Annotated in this window: 1 protein-coding gene; it reads right to left on the bottom strand. The window is 66.7% G+C overall.

Annotation, left to right across the window (positions count from 1 at the left end; all coding sequences use genetic code 11):
* Positions 1 to 2,519 (bottom strand): AMP-binding protein (locus EV192_RS53450; protein WP_243727660.1); only part of this gene is annotated, 2,519 nt, incomplete at its 3' end.
* Between the last annotated feature and the right edge of the window lie 58 nt (positions 2,520 to 2,577).

The following is a 2,577-nucleotide window of genomic DNA, read 5'->3' as shown; positions in this document are numbered from 1 at the left end:
ACACCACCCACCCACAACTCACCCACCACACCCACACCCACCAAACCACCACCCACACCCACCACCACCACCCGCGAACCCACCAACGGACGACCAATGACCTGGGGGTTGCCGACCTCCTGCCGGGCCCAGAGCGCGTACACGGTCGCCTCAGTCGGTCCGTAGAGGTTGAACACACCGTCCGCCCCACGGTCCAGGCATTCCTGGAGCAACCGGGGCGGAGTCGGTTCCCCGGCGAGGTTGACCTGTGTCCCCCGAAGGTCGATGTCGGTTTCCCGCAGGACCTGGTCCAGCAGGGACGGCACCGTGTTGATCACGGCCGGCATGTCCTCCGTCGAATGGTCCTCGATCCCCCACACGAGGATGTCCTCGACGACCCGGGTCCAGCCACCGGAGGTCAGCGGCAGCCAGATCTCGTACACCGAGAGGTCGAAGTTCAACGACGTGGACATCAGGGTGCTGGTGGCAAGCCCGGCTCGTTGGTCACGGGCCCAGGCGATCAGGTTGGCACAGCTGTCATGCTGTACGAGCACGCCCTTCGGCTGCCCGGTCGACCCTGAAGTGTAGAGCACGTACGCCGCGTCCAGGCCGGTCACCACGCACTCCGGACGCTCACCCGACACACCCGCGAACACCTCTGGGGCATCGACCAACACGACAGGAACCCCGAATTCGGGCGCTTCCCTGAAGGACAGCACGACGTCCACCCCGGCGTCGGCCACGATGAACGCGAGCCGTGTCACCGGATACTTCGGATCCAGGGGCACGTAGGCGCCACCTGCCTTGTGTATCCCGATGACAGCGGCGATCATGTCGGTTCCCCGCGGCAGGCACACGCCGACCAGCGAGCCTCGACCAACCCCCATTGTCCTGAGTACCCATGCGACTTGGTTCGCCCGGGTTTCCAGTTCCCCGTACGTGAGCATCGTTTGTCCGAAAAGGACAGCCGGCGCGTCCGGGTGCCGGTCCGCGCACTGTTCGAACAGCAAGTGCGCCGGACCCAGGTGGGACGTGTCGCCGACCGAACCGGCGAAGGCCAGCACCCCGTGCTCGTCAACCAACGCCGGCTGCGTACCCTCCGGGCTCGGTACTGTCGCGCGCAGAGCCTTGACATACGCGTCCAACAGGTCCTTCGGGCTGCGCGTCGGGTCTGCCACGGTGGTGGCCACGCGGATGCGGACGGCTGATGCGGCCACGTCCTGTGACACGCTGATCAGGACAGGCAGATCGGTGTGTTCAACGAATCCGGCACCGCCGTACTGGCCGTACAGTCCGTCGGCCGCCCGAGAGGCGAAATGGGTGTAGTTGACGTTGTAGCGCAGGTCGCCACCGATCAGCTTCCTGGTCTGGGCATAGGGGAAGTCCCGATGGGGATGGGACAGGGCTTCCCGCGCCTGACAGTTGGCGACCACTGCCGCCAGCTCCGGGTCGGTGAGGGTGATGGTCAGCGGGACGGTGTTGAGGAACAGACCCAGCGCCTTCTCGGCGCCATCCACTGCCGGACGGCCGTGGGTGACCGTTCCCACGGTCACCGTGTCGGTCTGGTCAAGTTCAGCGAGCACCTGGAGCAGGACTGCGAGGAAAAGGGTACGTGCGCCACACCGCAGTTGGCGCGCAAGGTCCGTGATCCTTTCGACGACGTCGCGGTCCAGAACGTGGACGGCCTGGTCGAACGCGGCCCGATTCGTTTCGGCAGGCAGTACGGACCGTGCCCGCCGCGCCTCCTCCTGCCAGAACCGCAATGTCTCCGGGCTCCGTAGGGCCGCTTGGACCGACGCGGCGTATCGGGGCATGAGGTGTGGCGCCGGCCCGGCGTCCTCGGTGTCGGTGTCGGTGAGGCGCTGTGCGTACCGGCGGGCGATCTCGTCGATGAGGCGGGCCACGCTCCATCCGTCCAGGAGTGCGTGGTGAAAGCTCAGGGTCAGGAAGAACGCGTCCGGGTCCGGATCCTCGTGGATCACGAAACGCAAGGGCGGGACGCCTTCGGGGAAGACGGACCGGGTCTCCCGGGCGCGGAACTCCCGCAGCTGGACGGTGCGTGTCCGCTCGTCCGCCGGCAGAACCTCGGTCACCACGTGCACCGCCGGCTCGTGATCCGGTGCGACGCAGGCCATCGGTGGCAGCTCGCCCAGGTCGAACCAGGTGCGCAGGGCCGGATGCCGGTTCGAGACCTCGCGGAGAACCGTTCGTAGCAAGGACAGCCGATGCGGAAGGGGAATCCGGTAGGTGAACACGTCGTGGTAGTACTCCGGTCCCGCGGCGAGCATGCCGAGTTGTAGCGGTGTCGCGGGATAGTCGTCGCCTTCGACGGGCGCGGCCTCTATGAGTTCTTTGGGTTGTACGGCGTTCGCCGCCAGCTCGGCGAGGGACGCACCAGACAGCAGCGCGTTGATCGGCAGGTGGTAGCCGAGCCGATCGAGTGCGGTGGACACCCGAAGGCTGAGCATGGAGTCCCCGCCCAGCTCGAAGAAGTTATCCCCCGCCCCTACCCCCTCAACCCCCAAAACCTCACCCCACACCCCCGCCAACACCCGCTCCAACTCCGAACCCACACCCCCACCAGAACCCACCACCTCC

This window comes from Actinocrispum wychmicini (assembly GCF_004345645.1).
GTDB classification, from domain to species: Bacteria; Actinomycetota; Actinomycetes; order Mycobacteriales; family Pseudonocardiaceae; genus Kibdelosporangium; species Kibdelosporangium wychmicini.
Note: the sequence above shows the minus strand (reverse complement) of the source record. Positions and strands in the feature narration are given on the sequence as shown.